The following is a 17,663-nucleotide window of genomic DNA, read 5'->3' as shown; positions in this document are numbered from 1 at the left end:
TCGACTCCTCTGTGCGAGAGAACCGATATCCGCGTGTCCCCGGGGCATGATGGGGGCATGGGCACTCCCCCGATCGCCGTGCAGCGCGTTTCCGTGTGGTGGACCAAGGCAGGCCGCGACGCCCGGTCCGCGGACCTGCGCCGCGGACTGCCCGAGGTCTTCCCACTGCCCGACCTCCCCGAGCCGCAGCGGGACCACGCGGTCCTCCTCCACAACGTGGAGATGTGGGAGCGGTGGGACTACGCGGCCCGGGAGGAGGCGCGGTACGTCTCCCGGTCCGAGGTCCCCTGGTCCCTGCGCCTGAGCGAACACGGCGGCCTGCTGACCGTGTCCCGCGCCCCCGGCGGGACGGAGGCCTTCCCCCGGCGCTGGCCCCGCCCCCTGTTCACCCTGCGCCCCGGGGAGGTCGGCCGCTACCGGGCGAACTTCCGCTTCACCGCTGCCTCCCACGAGTCGGACTGGCTCTACAGCGACTGGATCCTGCGCATCGGTCACCGCGCCTGGCACACCTCCGCCCCCGCCGTGGACGTCGACGACCGCGTCCACCTCTACGGCGGCTGACCCCCGAAAGGCCCCCCGGTCCATGTTCTTCCGCCGATGCCGGAAGCCGTCTCCCCCTGCGACCGAGCCCGAGGAGCCGCGGCCCCCCGAGCCCGAGGGCGACCTCCCCGCCACTACGACCACATCGTGCGCATCGGCGTGGAGGTGGAGCCCGCCCAGGTCCCCGGCTTCCTGTCCCTGGTGCGGAGCAGGCCGTGGCCGTTCGTCGACCTGGGCGAAGGCCGCTACGACGTGCACGTCCCCCTGTCCGGCTCGGTGTTCGGCGTGGTCGCCGCCGCCATGTCGGAGTTCCGCCACTTCTGCGACAAGGCAGGCGTGCACACGCGGATCGTCTTCGCGGCCCGGCTGCGCGCGGCCACCGACCCCTACCGCCGCTATCCCGTCATGCCCCGCACCCGGATGCCTGAGAGGGAGTGGATCGCCGCACCGGTACGAGGCCTGCTGTGGTGGCGGATTCGCGGGTACATCAGGGCGCGGAGTCTGGCCGAGGCGCGCTCGCTGCTTCCGGGGTTCGCCGCACGCAATCCCGAGGCGGGCGAGACGCTCATGGTCGTCGGCCCGCCGGACCCTCGCGACCGCTCGGTGGATGAGCGTCCCCGGTCCTACGGCGGGATGCTGCTCGGTCTGCTCATCGTTGTGGCGGGCGCACTGTACCTGCTGTACCTGCTGTTCGACGGACGCCCGCCGGGCGCGGAGAACCGCCAACTGGTGATCGCCCTCCTGGGGTTGGTGTGCCTGTACGGGACGTGGCATGCGGTGCGCAGGATTCCCGAGGGCAGAGTCGACACCTGGCTGCCGCTGGTCCTGACCGTGCTGGCCGCGCCCACGGCGATCGCCCTGGGGTCCTTGGGCCAGGAGACCTACCTGGCCTCGTTCGGCATCGGTTCCGGTGAAGTCGACACAACGGGGCCCTCCAGGGTGATCGCCGTCTTCTCCTCCCTGTGGCTGGTGCTCCTCGCCCTGCTCATCGCGTTGGGCGCGTTCGGATTCCTCCGCCACTTCCACGTCACCGTTCACGGGTACGGGCGATTCTGGTCGGGCCTGATGGTCGTCCTGGTGATGACCGTCTACGGCCTCACCGCGGTCGTGACCCTCATGGACCGGGACCGTGAGACCGCGGAACGGCACATCTCCCTGTACCGGGAGGGCGCCGCCCCCCAGCACCATGTGGGGGTCCAACCGACCGCCGTGTGCGTGGAGGAGACCGGGGAGAACCCCGTGAACCGGATCGGTCCGCCCCTCACCACCGACCGCCCGGTCCTCTACTTCGCGGGCACCGGCAACGTCGACCTGCTGTGGGACCGCGAGGAGGGCACCACCCGGGTGACCCGGTTCTCCGTCACCCTGACCCCGGTGTCCTCCCTGGCCGACACCTGCCCCCCGCCTCCCTGAAGCACGGCCCCGGACAGGGGAGGGCGGGCGGAGACCGCCACAGCCCCGCCCGCCCGGATCGAGTATTCCGGTGGTGTCCCACCGGTGAACAGCCCGTGCCCCCCGGATCGCCCGGATTCCCGGACGCATTCCTTCCCCGGGTCCCGGTGCCCCACCCCGGGACCTCGGACCCTTTCCTTCGGGGCCGGGGGCGTCGCGGAGGTCCGCGGGGTGCGGTCAGGCGTCCTTCTGCCTGTCCACCCACGCCGTGAGCGGCTGCCCCTGGATGGCGGCGGCCATCAGCTCCGGGAACACGTCCGGGGTGCAGGCGAACGCGGGGACGCCCATCTCCGCCAGCGCGGCCGCGTTCTCGCGGTCGTAGAACGGCGCGCCCTCGTCGGACAGCGCCAGCAGCACCACCACCTGGACCCCCGCCGCCTGCATGGACGCGACCCGGCGCAGCATCTCCGCCCGGACACCGCCCTCGTACAGGTCGCTGATCAGCACGAAGATCGAGTCGTCGGGCCGGTCGATCAACCCCTGGCAGTACGCGATCGCCTTGTTGATGTGCGTGCCGCCGCCCAGCTGGGTGCCGAACAGCACCTCCACCGGGTCGGTGAGCTGCTCGGTGAGGTCCACGACCGCGGTGTCGAACACGACCAGTGAGGTGCGCAGCGTCCTCATCGACGCCAGCACCGCCCCGAACACGCTCGCGTACACCACCGACGACGCCATGGACCCGCTCTGGTCGATGGCCAGCACCACGTCCTTCTGCACGCCCTGGCTGCGCCGCCCGTACCCGACGAGGGTCTGCGGCACGATCGTGCCGTGTTCGGGCAGGTAGTGGGCGAGGTTGCGGCGGATGGTCGCGTTCCAGTCGATGTCGGAGACGCGGCGCGGCCGGTGGGTGCGGGCGGAGCGGTCGATGGCGCCCTGCACCAGCGAACGCGTCTTCTGCGCGACCCGGCGCTCCAGGTCCTCGACCACCTTGCGGACCAGGGCGCGGGCGGACTCCCGGGCCTGGTCGGGCATCACCCGGTTGAGGGACAGCAGGGTGCCGACGAGGTGGACGTCGGGTTCGACGGCCTCCATCATCTCGGGCTCCAGGAGGAGCTGGTGCAGGCCCAGCCGCTCCATGGCGTCCTTCTGCATGACCTGGACGACGGTGGAGGGGAAGTACTCCCGGATGTCGCCGAGCCAGCGGGCCACCCGGGGTGCGGAGCCGCCGAGTCCCGCGGAGCGCCCGCCGCCACCGCCGGAGTCCGCGGTGTCGCCCCGGTTGTAGAGGGCCTCCAGCGCGGCGTCCATGGCCTGGTCGGTGGTGCCCAGCCCGGAGGGGCAGCGCGCCTCCCGGCCCAGCACCAGCCGCCAGCGGCGTTCGCGTTCGTCGATGGTGTCCGCGGCGTTCACGATGCGCGCTTCCTTCCGTCGGTGAGGATGGCCAGGGCGGTGGCCAGGGCGGGTGCGGCCCGCTCGGCGTCCACCGTGACCGGTGTGCGGGCCGCGACCCGCCGGGCGCCGCCCAGCCGGCCCGCGGCCTCGCCGATCTCGCGCCGCTCGGTGCCGTCGAACGCCCCGAAGGTGCGGCGCAGCAGCGGCAGCACAGCGGTGAACCGCTCCTCGGGCAGGCCCAGCAGCCAGGTGTCGATGAGGCCGAGCATCCGGTCGTCGTGGACCAGCACGAGCCCGCTGCCCTGGAGGAACCCCTCCAGCCAGGCCGCGGCCGCGGCGGGCTCGGTGCCCTGGGACATGGCCAGCCCCAGGCGGCGGCGCAGCTCCTGCGCGTCGATGTGGCCGGCGTCGGACAGCATCCGGTTGAGGCGCCCGGAGATCCGGCCGGGCAGGGTCTCCCGGCGGGCCAGGGTGGCCAGGGTCGCCTCCCATTCGGCGAGCGCCTCGCCGCCCAGCAGGGTGGCGGCGGAGTGCGTGTGGTCGATGTGGGTGACGAACCGGGCGGCGGCCTCGTCGTCGAGGCCGTGCACGGCCGGGGGCAGACCCACGCAGACGCGGCGCAGGATCTGCTCGGCGACGGCGCGCAGGTGCGCGGCGTCGGTGCCGCGCACGTCGCCGTACCGGGCGGAGCGGGCCAGCGGCGGCAGCGCCCCCATCAGGTGGGTGACGTCGCCGTCGGTGGCGGCCCGGTCGGTGAGCAGGGCCAGCACGCCGGGCAGGGCGTCGGCCAGGTCCGCCAGCAGGCACAGTTCGGTGAGGGCGGTCAGTTCGGGCAGGTCGGCGTCGGCGGCGCGCTCGGCGGCCCGGGCCGCGGCGGCCCCGGCGACGGTGGTGCCCCACCGGCTGGCCTCGATGAGCGCCACGTCCAGTTCGGGTTCCCAGCGGATGCGCCAGGACTCCCGGAAGGTGCCCTTGCCGCCGGAGGTCTCCTGCGGGTCGCCCCAGCGGACGTCGAGCATGCGCAACCGGTGCAGCAGGACGCTGCGCTCGCGGTGCCCCTCCTTGCGCAGGTCGAGGTCGAGGTCGCGGTCGAACGGCTCGGCCTTGAGCCGCAGCCGCTTCTGGGCGGCGATGACGTCGCGTTGGAGCGGGACCATGGGCGTGGTGGGCGGCACCGAGCCCATGCGCTCGCCGATCGCCATGGTGCGGTGCACCAGGGCGGCGCGGACGGGTTCGCCCTCGCACAGGACCGCGGTGAGCGCCTCGGACACCTCGTCGAGCCCGGCCAGGGGGCGGCCGCGCAGGACGGCGAGGCTCTCGGCGAGCCGCACGCCCTCGATCACGTGCGAGGAGGACACGTGGTGCCCCTCCTCGCGCAGCTTCCGGGCGGCCTCGGTGAGCCACCGGTGGATCGGCAGGTCGGGGGCGGTGTAGAGGTGGTGGTACCAGCCGGGGGCGGTGACCCCGGCCCCGTAGCCGCCGGCGGCGGCCAGGCGGCCGTGGGTCCAGGGCACCCAGGTGGCGTTGACCTTGACCTTGGGCAGGCCCTTGAGCAGTGCGGTGTCGGCGCTGACGGGGAAGTCGGCGACGCCGCGCAGGGCGGGCGCGTGCCAGGCGCCGCAGACGACGGCGACCCGCTCGTGCCCCTGTTTGAGGGTGGCCCGCAGCACCTGGCGCATGTACGCCTCGCGGCGGGCGCCGCGGCCCTGCTCGGGCCCGCTCTCGTCCCGGACGGCGGCCATGGCGTCGGCGATGGCGGGGAACGGCGAGGGTTCGCCGTCGCGGCGCTGTTCGACGACGTCGTCCCACCAGCGTTCGGCGTCGTCGTACCCGGCGGCCTCGGCGAGCACGCCCAGGGGGTCCAGTCGCAGCCGGTCGCGGCCGACCGCCTCGGGGTCCTCGGTGGTCCCCTCCCCGGCCGTCTCCTCGCCCTCGGGCGGCGCCTCCCCGTCCCGGGACGGCGCCTCGGCCTCGGCGAGCCGCTCCGCCAGGGTGTGCGCGGCGGGCAGGTCGCAGAACCGCACCGGGACGCCGTGCTCGGCGGCGTAGCGCAGCGCCTCCCACTCCGGGGAGAACGCCGCGAACGGCCAGAACGCCCACCCGGCCGCCGAAGCGGCGGCCGCCGCGTCCTTGGGCGGGTCCGCCAGGTGCACCAGCAGCGCCACCGGCGGCTCCAGCTCCCCCACCAGCGGGATCAGCGCGTCCGCCTCCGGCGGTCCCTCGATGAGGACCGCGTCCGGCTTGATCTCGGCCAGCGCCGCCCGGACCGCGCGGGCCGACCCCGGCCCGTGGTGCCGCACGCCCAGGACGTGCAGACCGCTCGTGTCCAGTCGTGCCATCAGGCGCCCACCTCGCGGCAGGCGCGGTAGAACTCGCCCCAGCCGTCCCGGCCGCGCACCACGGTCTCCAGGTACTCGCGCCAGACCACGCCGTCGGACACCCGGTCCTGGACCACGGCGCCCTGGATGCCGGCGGCCACGTCGGCGGGGCGCAGCACCCCGTCGCCGAAGTGCGCGGCCAGTGCGATCCCGTTGGTGAGCACCGAGATCGCCTCGGCGGTGCTCAGCGTCCCGCTCGGCGACTTGACCTTGGTGCCGTTGTCCTCGGTCACCCCGGACCGCAGCTCGCGGAACACGGTGACCACCCGACGGATCTCGTCGAGCCCGGCGGGCACGTCGGGCAGCTCCAGCGACCGGCCCAGCTGCTCCACCCGCTGGGTGACGATGCGGACCTCGTCCTCGGCGCTGTCGGGCACCGGCAGCACCACGGTGTTGAACCGGCGGCGCAGCGCGCTGGACAGGTCGTTGACGCCGCGGTCGCGGTCGTTGGCGGTGGCGATGATGTTGAACCCGCGCCGGGCCTGCACCTCGATGCCCAGCTCGGGCACCGGCAGCGCCTTCTCCGACAGCACGGTGATGAGGCCGTCCTGTACGTCGGAGGGCATGCGGGTGAGCTCCTCGATGCGGCCGATGGCGCCGCGCGCCATGGCGGTCATCACGGGGCTGGGCACCAGCGCCTCCTTGGAGGGGCCCTCGGCGAGCAGCCGGGCGTAGTTCCAGCCGTACCGGACGGCCTCCTCGGAGGTGCCCGCGGTGCCCTGGACCAGGAGCGTGGAGTCGCCGGAGATCGCGGCGGTCAGGTGCTCCGACAGCCAGGTCTTGGCGGTGCCGGGGACGCCGATGAGCAGCAGTGCGCGGTCGGTGGCCAGGGTGGCGACGGCGACCTCGACGACGCGGCGGGCGCCGATGTACTTGGGCGTGATCTCGGTGCCGTCCTCCAGGGTGGCGCCCAGGAGGTACTGCGTCACCGCCCAGGGGGAGAGCTGCCAGCCCGGGGGGCGCCGTCGGTCGTCCGCCTTGGCCAGCGCCTCCAGTTCGGCGGCGTAGGTCTGCTCCGCGTGCGGGCGCAGTGCCTGCGCCGCGTCGGTGGAGATGGAGGGGGCGGAGGAGGTGGTCACACGAGCTCCTTGTGCATGTCGAGGCGGAAGCGAAGGGTGTCGAGCAGGCTCTGGTAGGCGTGGTCGCCGGGGCCGCCGACAGCGGCCGGGGCGGGGGTCTCCCGCGGCAGGTCGTCGACGAGTTCGGGGGGCGTGCGCTCGGCGACGAGCAGGCACACGGACCGGTAGCCGCTCTGGTCGTGGTCCCAGCCCTTGCCGCCGAGCCGCTTCACGACCTGGTGCGCCAGCTTCGCGGTCCAGGGGCCGGGAACCGCGTTGAGCAGGGACCACACGTCGCGGGTGCCGGTGCCGGGGCCGAAGGAGCGCTCCACCAGGGCGCAGCGCTCCTCGGCGGGCAGGACGCGCAGCAGCGGTTCGAGCTGGAGGGAGCGGCGGCCGCGGGCGGCCGTGACCATGCGGTCGGTGACCCGCCCCTTCAACAGCCCCAGGGCGGCCCGGGCCCACACCGCGTCCTCCTGGACGCCGATGGCGTTGAGCAGGGCGTCGTGCAGCTCGTCGTCGCCGGAGCGGGAGACCCGTTTCAGGACCCCGGTGGGATCGGTGCCGAACAGGTCGGTCCACACGTCGAGCGGTGTGCGGGTGACCAGCGTCCACAGGTATTCGGCGCGTTCGCGGCGGCCGATCCGGCCGGTGGGACGGGCCAGGGCGAGGTCGCGCAGCAGGCCGGTCTCGCCGGGTTCGACGGGGGTGGTCACGACGGTGCCCTTGGGGCCGGGCCCGGCGTGGGCCCGCACGTGGGCGCGCAGCCGGTCGGCGTGGGCGCTGTGCGGCAGCCGGGTGAGCAGGGACAGCGCCAGGCCGCGCACGTTGGCGCCCTTGTCGTCGAGGGCGGTCTCCAGCAGGTCGGCGTCGTCGGGGCCCAGGCCGGTCTCCATCGCCTCCAGCAGGCGGCGGCGCAGTTCGGCCTTGCGCAGGTCCGGCCACACCCCGGCGAGCAGCTCGCGGCCCCGGGCGGGGTCGGCGGCGCGCAGGGCGCCGAGCATGCGGCGGCGTTCCCCCGCGGTGCCGTGCAGCCAGGTGTCCTCGTCGAAGACGTCGTCGGGGCCGGACTCGGTGAGCAGGTACTCCCAGTCGGCCTCGAACCGGGCCAGCCAGCGGCCGCGCGAGCCGCAGGCGGCGGCGACGGCGGAGCGCAGGGAGCTGTCGCGGGCGCCCCTGTCCAGCAGGGCGGGCAGGTGCTCGGCGGGGGCGCGCAGGCCTGCGGCGGCGACCAGTCCCAACCACTCGGGCAGGAGTTCGGGGCGGTCGGCCAGGACCGCTTCGAGGCGTCGGGCGGCCTGCTCCCCGACCTCGGGCAGGTCGGGCCCGGGGTCGGGATCGACCGGGTCGACCCGGGCGGGCGTGTACCCGGCCAGGCGGCGCACGGTGGCCAGGGCGGCCCGGTCGAGAAGGGCGGCCGCGCCCTCGGTCCCGGCGGTGGCGGGCAGGTCGGGGGTCTCGGGGACCGCGCGGCGGGCGGTGCCCACGAGCGCGGTGGAGACCAGCAGGTCCCACGAGTCGGCGGCCCGGGAGGGTGCCGGAGACGAGGTGGGGGTGGGGTCGGAGGTGGTCACAGGGGGATCGCCTTTCCGGTCCGGTCCCACACGGTGATGGGGGTGAGTCCTTCGGCGGGCGACCACTCGGCGGCCACCGTGGCCGGGCGCCCGCCGGTGACCGCCAGCAGGCGTCGGGGGGTGCCGGCGGCCAGGGGCAGGGCGTCGCCGTCGGGGTCGGCCAGGTACCAGCGGTCGTCCCGGGCGGGGACCGCGTCGGCGAGGACCACCGGCCAGGTCTCCCGCCACGGGTCCTCGGCGAGGACGGCGGCGTGGGAGTCGAGCGCGGCGGCGACCGTGGTGCCCTGCGGGACGGGTCCGGGGGCCTCGGTGCCCGGGAGCGGGACGATCCGGTGGCCGTCGGGGTAGAAGGACAGGTCGGCCTCCACGGCGGTGCCGAGCCGGTAGGGGGTGGTGGGGACCTGGTCGGCGCGGCCGAAGCTGAGGGCCAGGGCGGTGCGCCCGGTTCCGGTGCCGCGCAGCCACACGCGCAGGCCGGTCATATCGTCCTCGGCACCGGGGACGGTGCGTCGGCCCAGCACCAGCCAGGTGTCGCGAACGCTCTCGCCGCCCGCCCGCACCTCCTCGGCCTTGAGGGTGATGCCGACCCGGGAGCGGACCGCGCCGCGGGTGCGCTCGGGCAGGGCGTCGCCCGCCCCGTAGCCGTCGATGAGCAGGTGGAGCAGGCCCAGGTGCTCCAGCACCCGTTCGGGCCAGCTCTCCTGCCGGGCGACGGAGGGCAGCCGGGAGACCCAGCCCGAGGCGCCGCGCGCCTTGGCGTCGGTCAGCCGCTTGGCCATGCGGTCCCAGTGGTCGTAGCCGAGTTTGGGGACTTCGGCGAGCCCGGCGTCGATCTGGTCGTGCAGCCACAGGCGCAGCTCGGCCAGCCCGGCGGCGACGGCCTCCTCGCGGGCGCGCAGGGTGGCCGCCGCCCTGGCCGGGTCGGCGGGTGCGGCCTTGGCGGGGTCCGCGGCGCGCGCCTGCCGGGCGGCCCGGCCGTCGAGCCAGGAGTCGACCCAGGAGGGCTTGTCCTCGCGGTCGGCGACCTCGCCCCGGGCCCACAGGGCGAGCAGTCCCAGGACGTGTTTGCAGGGGATCTTGCGGCTGGGACAGCTGCACTTGTAGGCGGGGCCGGTGCCGCCGTCCAGGTGGACCGCGGCCAGGTAGGGCTTGGCACCGCTGCCCTGGCACTCGCCCCACACGGCGGAGGTGCCGCCGGCGGACGCGGCGACCGCCCCCCGCTGCGGCCACGACGCCGCCTTGCCCACCTTGACGGCGGCTTTGCGGGACGCGGCGTCCGGGGCGACGGCCCATACGTCGTCGATACTCCATCGGTCGCTCACAACAAGAACACTACGGGTCGACACCGACAAAACGCGCCTCGGGAGAACGCCTCGGAGGGGGCCCACCGGATTGTCGCCCGGGTGTGCCATGCTGCCCCGGGCACGGCCCGTCGGCGACCTTTCGCGACATTCGCGAGAAAGGTCGCTTCAGTCACCTCATGCGCCTTTTATCAAACAATGCAACGAGTCACCGTCCGCATTTTTTCGAAGTCATTGAAAAAAGCCGCGCGCGGCTCCTAGAATGCACGCTCAGGCCGTCGGCCACCGCCCCTTCCCGCCATCGGACGCTCCGTTCCGCGCCCGCGCGCCGTTCGCGTGTCCCCGCCCCGTGCACGCACACCCCGTTCCCGAAGGGAGGGAAGCGGCCCCTGCCTCCGCGGGCACCGCGCACCCGATGACCACCCGTTCCTCCGACGGGGAGGCCGCCTGCGGCCGCCCGGCCGACCTTCCCCGCCTCTACGGCCCCACCCCCGACACCGGGCGCGACTCCCTCTGGGACGAGCTGCGCGAACGCCACGGCCCGGTGGCCGCGGTGGAACTGGAGCCGGGGGTCCGCGCCTGGCTCCTGCTGGGCTATCGCGAGAACCTCACGGTCCTCCAGAGCCCGCACCTGTTCTCCCGCGACACCCGCAGATGGCGCGAGGTGATCGAGGGCCGCGTCGACCTGTCCGCGGCCCGGCCCACCCTGTCCTGGCGGCCCAACGTCCTGTACGCCGACGACGCCGAGCACACCCGGCTGCGCACTCCGATCGTGTCCGCCCTGTCCCGGGTGGACATGGCCGCCGCCGCCCGCGACGTGCGCCGGATCGCCGACGGCCTCATCGACGCGTTCATCGCCGACGGCGAGGCCGACCTCATCGGCGGGTTCGCCGACCCGCTCCCGGTCCTGGTGCTCAACCGGCTGTACGGACTGCCCGACGGTTACGGGCACATGCTCGGCGACCTCACCGGGGTCGTCTTCGGAGACGACGCCCGCAGGGCCGAGGACGCGGTCGTCCGCATCCAGCAGTACTTCGCGGGACTGGTCGCCCGCAAACGCAGCGCACCCGGGCACGACCTGGCGTCGTGGATGCTGGAACACGCCAACGGGCTGACCGACCACGAGGTGGCGCACCAGGCGGCGCTGATGAACAGCGCGGGCCACCTGCCCACCACCCACCTCATCGGCAACACCATGCACACCCTGCTCACCGACGAGCGCATCCGAGCCGCGCACGCCGACGCCCGGCTCTCCGTCCGGGAACTGCTCGACCACGTGATGTGGACGGACACGCCGTTCCAGGTGCTGCCCGCCCGGTTCGCCCTCCAGGACGTGCGGATCGGCGCCGCCGAGGTGCGGGCCGGGGACGCACTGCTCATCGGCTTCGACCCGGCGCACCGCGATCCGGCGGTGCGCCGCGGCCGCGAGGAGACCGGCGTGGTGAGCGGGGCGCGGGCGCACCTGATGTTCGGCGCCGGCCCGCACGCCTGCCCGGCCCGCGAGCTGGCCCGCCTGATCGCCGCGACCGGGGTGAGCGCCCTGCACGAGCGCCTGGCGGGACTGCGCCCGGCGGTGGATCCGGTCCTGCTGCGCCGGGTGCCGTCCCCGTTCGTGCGCGGGCTGGCCGTCCTGCCCGTGGAGTTCACCCCGGGCGAGCCGGGTCCGCGACCGGCCGCGGACCCGGAACCGGCCCCCGGGCCGGACGCCGAGGAGGCGCCGCGGGAGGAGTCGGACGACCTGCTCGGGCGGCTGTTCGCCTGGTGGTGGTCACTGCGCCGGTGAGCGCCCCCGAAACCGGCCCCCGCCCGGATTGCACCCCGATCACCGCCTTTCGCATCGAACAACCGAATGCTTCGGAGTAATCCGAAACACACGACCCGTGATCCAACGGATGCGCGTTCACCGGATGGACACGATAGTGAAAGCGGGAAATCGCCCGAATTACAGGGTACATTCGCACCCGATCGGGACGTGATCCCTTTTCTAAGCACGCCGGCGAGGCGTGTCCCCCCGACCCGGGTCACCCCGACCCGGGTTCCCGCAGAAAAGGCATGAACGTGCATACGACGACCCTTTCCCCCGATTCCCCCGATATCACGACCGCGCCCGCTCCGCGACGACTGCGGTCGTGGGCCGCCCGCACGGCCGCGGCCGTCCTGATGGCCACCGCCGTGGCGGCCGGGACCGCGGCGCCCGCCCACGCCGACAACCCCTACGAGCGCGGCCCGGCCCCCACCGAGCAGAGCGTCACCGCCCTGCGCGGCCCGTTCGACACCGACACCGACAACGTCTCCTCCCTGGTGAGCGGGTTCGGCGGCGGTACCATCTACTACCCGACCGACCGCAGCGAGGGCACCTTCGGCGGTGTGGTGATCGCCCCCGGGTACACCGCGAGCGAGTCCTCCATGTCCTGGTACGGGCACCGCATCGCGTCCCAGGGCTTCGTGGTGTTCACCATCGACACCATCACCCGCTACGACCAGCCCGACAGCCGCGGCCGCCAGATCGACGCCGCCCTGGACTACCTCGTCGAGGACAGCCGGGTCGCCGACCGGGTGGACGGCTCCCGGCTGGCCGTGATGGGGCACTCCATGGGCGGCGGCGGCACCCTCGCCATCGCCGAGGACCGGCCCGAGCTGAAGGCGGCGATCCCGCTGACCCCGTGGCACCTCCAGAAGAACTGGTCGGACGTCGAGGTGCCCACCCTCGTCATCGGCGCCGAGAACGACACCATCGCCTCGGTCCGCACCCACTCCATCCCGTTCTACGAGAGCCTGCCCTCGTCCCTGGACCGGGCCTACCTGGAGCTGGACGGCGCGAGCCACTTCGCCCCCAACATCTCCAACACGGTGATCGCCCGCTACTCGATCTCCTGGCTGAAGCGGTTCGTCGACGATGACACCCGCTACGAGCAGTTCCTGTGCCCGCCGCCGCGGACCGGGTTCGGCTCCGACTTCTCCGACTACCGCGACTCCTGCCCGCACGGTTCCTGACCGGTGCGAACGGGGCGGCGCCCCGGGGGATCCTCCCCGGGGCGCCGCCCCTTATCACTTCTTCGGGCCTCCGCTTCGGCCCGTGCTCGCCGCTCTGCGAGTTCCGTCAGTCGTGGAAGACCAGTTCCTCCGGGGACAGCGGAGTGAAGTCGACCTCCTCGATGGGGCCGCCGTCGCGGTCGGTGACCCGGGCCTCCTGGAGCACCTCCATGTTCCCGCCCTCCTGGTACTGGACGATGTAGGCGCCCTGGTGGCCGCCGTGGTCGCCGCCGGAGGAGGAGAACGGCACCGCTCCGGGGCCCTGCCACTCCTGCTCCTCCAGTGCGTCGATCAGCGCCTGCCGGGTCAGGTCGGGCCCGGCGGACATCAGGACCTGGGCGAACATCACGGCCTGGGTCATACCGTAGATGTGGGTGTTGGTGATGGGGTCGCCCTCGCCGTACTCCTCGTAGATGTCGATGAAGTACGCCGCCCACTCGTCGTCGGGGTCCTCGACGCGGGGCATGTAGCTGGTGATGATCAGTTCGTCCAGGAAGGCGTCCGCCGGCACCTCCTCGGCGTCGGTCCCCTCGGTGAACGTCGCCAGCAGGCCCTGGAGGGTCGCGGTGTCACCGCCGATGCTGGAGACGACCCACTGGGGCTCGTAGCCGCTGCTCGCCGCCTCCAGCATGGCCAGTGCGACGAAGGCCGGGATGCAGGAGCAGACCACGACCTCGGCGTCGGAGCGCTTCAGCTCGGCGACCTGGGCGCTCAGGTCCGGGACCTCGGACTCGTAGTGCTGGCGGGTGACGACCTCGTCGGTGAGGTACTGGTCCAGCCCCTCCTGGGAGTCCTCGCCGACGTCGTCGTTCTGGAACAGGTAGCCGACGTTCTGGCCGGGGAAGTTCTCGACGATGTACTCCCCCTGGATCTTGGCCTCCTTGGTGTAGTCCACCTGCCAGCCGTACGTCAGGGGGTGTTCCTCGGCGTTGTTCCAGGACAGGGCCCCGGAGGCGGGGAACACGTCGGGGACGCCCTCGTCGTTGAGGTAGTCGACGACGCCGCCGTGGGTGGGCGTGCCCAGGCCCCCGAACATCGCGAAGATCTCGTCCTCGATGACCAGCTGCCGGGTGACGTCGATGGTCCTGGCGGGGTCGTACCCGTCGTCCTCCACCCGGTAGTCGATCTGTCGGCCGTGGATGCCGCCCTGCTCGTTGACGTGCTCGAAGACGGCGGCGGCACCGCGGGAGATCGACATGTAGCCCGCCGCGGCGGGGCCGGTGAGGGGCTGGTGGGTGCCGATGACGATGGCGTCGTCGGTGACGCCGGTGGACACGGACAGGTCCGGGCCCTCCGAGTCGGTCACTTCGCCGGCCCCGGTGCAGGCGGTGGCGGCCAGGGCCAGGGCCAGGGAGGCCGCCAGAGCGCCTCGCCTCGCCGTGTTCATCGTGGTGCGCACGGTGTTCTCCTTCGGATGGGGGGGTACGGTGCGGAATGAGCGGGTGCGGGTCAGCGGGCCCGGCGCAGGAGCGCGCGCAGCCGCTGGAGGATGCCGTGCAGCCCGAGGGGCTGGAACCGCAGGACGAGGATGAGCAGCACGCCGAACAGCACGATCGGCAGGTTGTTCTCCACGTCCTTGCTGAGGTCGAACGCGCGGACGGCGTCCGAGAGCCAGATCTCCAGGTAGACCACGGCCAGGGCGGCCCACAGGGCGCCCCACATGCTGCCGATGCCGCCCAGGACCAGGGCCGCGAGCAGGGTCAGCGACAGCGCGAGGGTGAACATGCTCGGGGTGGCGGTGCCCAGGACGTACACCTGGAGCCCGCCCGCCAGGCCCCCCGCCGCGGAGGCGATGACGAACGCGGTGACCTTGGTGCCACCGACCGGGATCCCGGACATGGCGGCGGCGGTCTCGTCGTCGCGGACCGTCCGCATCCGGCGGCCGAGCCGCCCCGTGGAGATCGTCGCCAGCACGGCCAGGGCCAGGACGACGGCCGTCCACACCACCAGCGCCTTCCATTCGCTGTCGCTCACCAGCCCCTGGAGGAAGGGCGGCGCCCCGGCGGTGTGCACGGTGAGGCCGTTGCTGCCGCCGAACACCTCGTGGTAGCGGTGTGTCAGGCCGGGCAGGCCGACGGCGAGGATGAGGGTGGCACCGGCCAGGTAGGGGCCGTGCAGGCGGGCGGTGGCGGCGCCGACGGCGATGCCGGCGACCACCGCCACGGCCACCACGAGTACGAGGTTCACGGCCAGCGGGAGCATCGGCAGGTTCAGCACCAGCAGCGCCATCGTGTAGGCGCCGATCATCATGAACGCGCCGTGGCCCAGGGACACCTGGCCGCTGCCGCCGGTGAGGAGCTGGAGCCCGGCGACGGCCAGCATCGTGTACCCGACGGCGGCCATCCGCAGCGCGGTGAGGTCGCCGGTGACCAGGAGCAGTCCGGTGACGGCGGCCAGCGCCAGGGCGGCGAACAGCAGGTGGCGCAGCGGGGAGGGCAGGTCGGACCAGCCCCGGCGCGGGGTGCGCCCGCGGTCCGGGGCGCTCTCGGCGGCGCGGGGTTCGCGCTCGGTGGCGGACGTGGACATGGCTACACCTTTCGCGCGGTCGGGCGGGACAGGATGCCGTCGGGGCGCACGCTGAGCACGAGGACGACGAGGGCGAGGGCGGTGAGGGTGGCCAGCTCGGGGCCGGCGTAGCCGGACACGTAGGACATGCCGAGGCCGACCAGCAGGCCGCCGATGATCGCCCCGAACGGGTTGTCCAGGCCGCCGACCACGGCCGCGGTGATGCCGTAGACGAAGACGATGTCGAACACGTTGGGCGAGATGAACGGCGGTCCGGCGAGCATCCCCGCCAGGGAGGCGATGAGCGCGGAGATCGCCCACCCGGTGGTGAGCATCAGCCCCACCTTGACCCCGCTGAGCCGGGCCGCCTCGGGGCGGAACGCGGCGGCGCGCATGCGCAGCCCCAGCGGGGTGAAGCGGTACAGGCAGAACAGCAGTGCGGCGACGACGGCCACCGAGACCAGGGCGAACACGTCCGCCGGGGACGGCCGCCCCACGAAGTCGAAGGCGTAGGAGAATCCGTGCTGTTCGTTGCCCCAGATCATGCCCACGCCCCCCTGCGCGACCAGGAGCAGGCCCAGGGTGACGATGATCCCGTTGAGCTGGGAGACCCGGGCGATGGGGCGGACGACGAACCGCTCCACCAGGGCGCCCGCGGCCGCGCCCACGGTGAGGGCGGCGACGAAGCCGACCCAGTAGGAGCCGGTGAGCGGGGCGACGGTGGCGGCGGTGTAGACCGCGATCAGCGCGATCGCGGGCTGCGCGAAGTTCACCAGGCGGGTGGCCTGGTAGATGATGACCAGGGACAGCGCCAGGGCGGCGTAGACCGCGCCGGACGCCAGTCCGCTCAGGGTCAGGTCGACGAAGTGGTCCATAGGGGGTGCTCCTCGGGATCCGGGCTCAAAAGCCCAGGTAGGCGTGGCGCGTGCGGTCGTCGGAGAGCAGGTCCGTGGAGGGGCCCTCCACGGCCACCCGTCCCTGGTTGAGGACGACGCCGCTGTCGGTGGCGGCCAGTGCCCCGGCGGCGTTCTGCTCGACCAGGACGACCGTGAGCCCGGTGCGTTCGCGCAGGTCGCGCAGGAGGGTGAAGATCTGCTTGGTGACCAGGGGCGCCAGGCCCAGGGAGGGTTCGTCCAGCAGCAGCACCCGGGGGCGGGCCATGAGGGCGCGGCCGATGGCGAGCATCTGGCGCTCGCCGCCGGAGAGGGTGCCCGCGGAGCGGCCCAGGCGTTCGACCAGCGGCGGGAACAGGTCCAGCACCTCGGCCTCGGTGGCGCGGTCGCGCCGGGAGGAGCGCCACAGCGCGCCCAGGCGCAGGTTCTCCTCGACGGTCAGTTCGGTGATGACGCCGCCGCCCTCGGGGACGTGGGCCAGGCCCCGGGTGATGACACGTTCGGCGGGCAGCCGGGTGATGTCCTCGCCGTCGAGCAGGACCCGGCCCGCGTCGGCGCGGTGCAGGCCGGTGAGGGTGCGCAACAGGGTGGTCTTGCCGGCTCCGTTGGCGCCCAGGACGGCCCGGAACCCGCGTTCCGGAACGGTGAAGGAGACGGCGTCCAGGGCGCGGACCGCGCCGTAGGAGGCGCTCAGGTCCACGACCTCAAGCAGTTCGGTGCTCATCGGGCGGCCCCTTCGTCGTCGGCGGTACCCAGGTAGGCGCGGGTGACCAGGGGGTCGTTGCGCACCTCGTCGGGGGTGCCGGTGGAGATGACCCGGCCGAAGTCGAGGACGACGATGTGGTCGCAGACCTCCATCACCAGGTCCATGTGGTGTTCGACCAGGACGACGGCCATGTCCTCGCCCAGGGCGCGGATCTGCGCGGCGAGTTCGTCCATCTGGCCGCCGGACAGCCCGCCCGCGGGTTCGTCGAGCAGCAGCAGCTCGGGGTCGCACACGCAGGCGCGGGCGAGGGCGACCTGCTTCTGGACGCCGTAGGGGAGGGTGCCGGGCAGGCGGTGGGCGCTGTCGGACACACCGAAGCGCTCCAGCGCGGCCAGGGCGCGCTCGCGGAGTTCGTGTTCGTCGCGGTGGTGGCGGCCCAGGCCGGTGACCAGGGAGAGGGGGCCGCCGCGGGCGAGGCGGTCGGCCCCGGCGACGACGTTCTCCAGGACCGTCATCAGCGGGAAGAGGTTGAGCCCCTGGAAGGTGCGGGCGATCCCGGCGCGGGCCAGGTGGTGGGGCTTGCGCCCGGGCGGGGGCCCGCCCTTCCAGGTGAGGGTGCCGGCGGTGGGGCGCAGGATTCCGGAGAGCACGTTGAACAGAGTGGTCTTGCCCGCTCCGTTGGGCCCGATGAGCCCGGTGACGCCGCCCGGGGGCACGCGCAGCCCGACGTCGTCGAGGGCGGTCAGACCCCCGAAGCGGACGGTGATCCCCTCCGCCGTCAGGAGGTGTTCGGTCGCTGTCGTCGTCATGGGATGCGTTCCACCCCGCCTTTCGTGTCGCGGACCCGGTCTATACCGACCGGTTGGTATGGTCAGGCGGGCACGGACTCAC

At 73.5% G+C, this 17,663-nt stretch carries 14 protein-coding genes; 4 read left to right on the top strand and 10 right to left on the bottom strand.

Annotation, left to right across the window (positions count from 1 at the left end; translation table 11 throughout):
• The first annotated feature begins 57 nt into the window (after positions 1 to 57).
• Together QJS33_RS04640 and QJS33_RS04635 are read left to right on the top strand one after the other, a co-directional pair.
• On the top strand, positions 58 to 561 hold the full coding sequence (locus QJS33_RS04640; protein ID WP_306366588.1) for a hypothetical protein: 504 nt from the start codon (positions 58 to 60) through the stop codon (positions 559 to 561).
• Positions 562 to 687: 126 nt separating this feature from the next.
• Positions 688 to 1,953: a hypothetical protein gene (locus tag QJS33_RS04635; protein ID WP_306366587.1), complete on the top strand. Its 1,266-nt coding sequence runs from the start codon at positions 688 to 690 to the stop codon at positions 1,951 to 1,953.
• Positions 1,954 to 2,169: 216 nt separating this feature from the next.
• Here the strand turns inward: QJS33_RS04635 and QJS33_RS04630 are convergent, their stop codons facing one another.
• The 5 genes from QJS33_RS04630 to QJS33_RS04610 form a co-directional block, all read right to left on the bottom strand.
• On the bottom strand, positions 2,170 to 3,240 hold the full coding sequence (locus QJS33_RS04630; protein WP_372339590.1) for a VWA domain-containing protein: 1,071 nt from the start codon (positions 3,238 to 3,240) through the stop codon (positions 2,170 to 2,172).
• Between the two features lie 98 nt (positions 3,241 to 3,338).
• Entirely contained in the window at positions 3,339 to 5,663 is a 2,325-nt protein-coding gene (locus tag QJS33_RS04625) for a DUF5682 family protein (RefSeq protein ID WP_306366585.1), read from the bottom strand.
• Complete coding sequence (locus tag QJS33_RS04620; RefSeq protein WP_306366584.1) at positions 5,663 to 6,781, bottom strand: AAA family ATPase; 1,119 nt, start codon at positions 6,779 to 6,781, stop codon at positions 5,663 to 5,665. The genes QJS33_RS04625 and QJS33_RS04620 overlap by 1 nt, the downstream gene beginning before the upstream one ends.
• Positions 6,778 to 8,334 carry a DUF5691 domain-containing protein gene (locus QJS33_RS04615; RefSeq protein WP_306366583.1) on the bottom strand — a complete coding sequence of 519 codons (1,557 nt, stop codon included), beginning with the start codon at positions 8,332 to 8,334 and terminating at the stop codon, positions 6,778 to 6,780. The genes QJS33_RS04620 and QJS33_RS04615 overlap by 4 nt, the downstream gene beginning before the upstream one ends.
• Positions 8,331 to 9,581 carry an SWIM zinc finger family protein gene (locus tag QJS33_RS04610; RefSeq protein WP_306366629.1) on the bottom strand — a complete coding sequence of 417 codons (1,251 nt, stop codon included), beginning with the start codon at positions 9,579 to 9,581 and terminating at the stop codon, positions 8,331 to 8,333. Before QJS33_RS04610 ends, QJS33_RS04615 begins: the two co-directional genes overlap by 4 nt.
• A gap of 469 nt (positions 9,582 to 10,050) precedes the next feature.
• Here QJS33_RS04610 and QJS33_RS04605 point away from each other — a divergent pair, with 469 nt between their 5' ends.
• A complete protein-coding gene (locus QJS33_RS04605) occupies positions 10,051 to 11,418 on the top strand; it encodes a cytochrome P450 (RefSeq protein ID WP_306366582.1) in 1,368 nt (455 codons plus the stop codon).
• 377 nt (positions 11,419 to 11,795) lie between these two features.
• Complete coding sequence (locus QJS33_RS04600; protein ID WP_306366628.1) at positions 11,796 to 12,629, top strand: dienelactone hydrolase family protein; 834 nt, start codon at positions 11,796 to 11,798, stop codon at positions 12,627 to 12,629.
• 106 nt (positions 12,630 to 12,735) lie between these two features.
• Here the strand turns inward: QJS33_RS04600 and QJS33_RS04595 are convergent, their stop codons facing one another.
• The 5 genes from QJS33_RS04595 to QJS33_RS04575 form a co-directional block, all read right to left on the bottom strand.
• Positions 12,736 to 14,055, bottom strand: coding sequence for an ABC transporter substrate-binding protein (locus QJS33_RS04595; RefSeq protein ID WP_306366627.1), 1,320 nt, complete (start codon positions 14,053 to 14,055; stop codon positions 12,736 to 12,738).
• A gap of 62 nt (positions 14,056 to 14,117) precedes the next feature.
• A complete protein-coding gene (locus QJS33_RS04590; RefSeq protein ID WP_306366581.1) occupies positions 14,118 to 15,194 on the bottom strand; it encodes a branched-chain amino acid ABC transporter permease in 1,077 nt (358 codons plus the stop codon).
• Between the two features lie 2 nt (positions 15,195 to 15,196).
• Entirely contained in the window at positions 15,197 to 16,048 is an 852-nt protein-coding gene (locus QJS33_RS04585) for a branched-chain amino acid ABC transporter permease (protein WP_306366580.1), read from the bottom strand.
• Between the two features lie 25 nt (positions 16,049 to 16,073).
• A complete protein-coding gene (locus tag QJS33_RS04580) occupies positions 16,074 to 16,790 on the bottom strand; it encodes an ABC transporter ATP-binding protein (protein ID WP_306366579.1) in 717 nt (238 codons plus the stop codon).
• Entirely contained in the window at positions 16,787 to 17,581 is a 795-nt protein-coding gene (locus tag QJS33_RS04575) for an ABC transporter ATP-binding protein (protein ID WP_306366578.1), read from the bottom strand. The genes QJS33_RS04580 and QJS33_RS04575 overlap by 4 nt, the downstream gene beginning before the upstream one ends.
• Positions 17,582 to 17,663 lie beyond the last annotated feature (82 nt).

The sequence above is a fragment of the Nocardiopsis sp. CC223A genome (assembly GCF_030766825.1).
GTDB lineage: Bacteria > Actinomycetota > Actinomycetes > Streptosporangiales > Streptosporangiaceae > Nocardiopsis.
Note: the sequence above shows the minus strand (reverse complement) of the source record. Positions and strands in the feature narration are given on the sequence as shown.

Bases quoted from the DNA above. Each gene is read 5' to 3' on its own strand.
- QJS33_RS04580 (WP_306366579.1), bottom strand. From the start codon at position 16,790: ATGAGCACCGAACTGCTTGAGGTCGTGGACCTGAGCGCCTCCTACGGC.
- QJS33_RS04625 (WP_306366585.1), bottom strand. From the start codon at position 5,663: ATGGCACGACTGGACACGAGCGGTCTGCACGTCCTGGGCGTGCGGCAC.
- QJS33_RS04585 (WP_306366580.1), bottom strand. From the start codon at position 16,048: ATGGACCACTTCGTCGACCTGACCCTGAGCGGACTGGCGTCCGGCGCG.
- QJS33_RS04590 (WP_306366581.1), bottom strand. From the start codon at position 15,194: ATGTCCACGTCCGCCACCGAGCGCGAACCCCGCGCCGCCGAGAGCGCC.
- QJS33_RS04595 (WP_306366627.1), bottom strand. From the start codon at position 14,055: ATGAACACGGCGAGGCGAGGCGCTCTGGCGGCCTCCCTGGCCCTGGCC.
- QJS33_RS04575 (WP_306366578.1), bottom strand. From the start codon at position 17,581: ATGACGACGACAGCGACCGAACACCTCCTGACGGCGGAGGGGATCACC.
- QJS33_RS04630 (WP_372339590.1), bottom strand. From the start codon at position 3,240: ATGGACGCCGCGCTGGAGGCCCTCTACAACCGGGGCGACACCGCGGAC.
- QJS33_RS04640 (WP_306366588.1), top strand. From the start codon at position 58: ATGGGCACTCCCCCGATCGCCGTGCAGCGCGTTTCCGTGTGGTGGACC.
- QJS33_RS04600 (WP_306366628.1), top strand. From the start codon at position 11,796: ATGGCCACCGCCGTGGCGGCCGGGACCGCGGCGCCCGCCCACGCCGAC.
- QJS33_RS04605 (WP_306366582.1), top strand. From the start codon at position 10,051: ATGACCACCCGTTCCTCCGACGGGGAGGCCGCCTGCGGCCGCCCGGCC.